General features: G+C 62.5%; 1 pseudogene. It reads left to right on the top strand.

Annotation, left to right across the window (positions count from 1 at the left end):
- A pseudogene (locus tag ACG0Z6_RS16660) lies at window positions 1-233 on the top strand (hypothetical protein); the annotation flags it as partial.
- Between the last annotated feature and the right edge of the window lie 47 nt (window positions 234-280).

Genomic DNA, 280 nt, shown 5'->3' on the forward strand with positions numbered 1-280 from the left:
TGAGCCAGCACAGCGCTGCGCTGCTCCTGGCCGCAGCCCTTGCCGCTGCCCATTCAGTCGCGCATACGCCCGCACCTGCAAGCCCTGCGGGTGAGATGCAAGGCTCCGCGCAAAAATCACCTGCAGCAGCCAAGAAGGCGGTGCCCAAGCGCAACAAATCCAGCAAGAAATCTGGCAAGGCCAAGGTGGCAGCGGCGCCTGGGCCCAAAGGCTGGAAGCCAGCGCCAGGCTGACCACGGAGACAAGTACTCGTTTCATACGTCTGTGAAGCAGTCTCAAG

It is taken from the genome of Roseateles rivi (assembly GCF_043555845.1).
In the GTDB taxonomy this organism is placed as follows: Bacteria; Pseudomonadota; Gammaproteobacteria; order Burkholderiales; family Burkholderiaceae_C; genus Roseateles; species Roseateles rivi.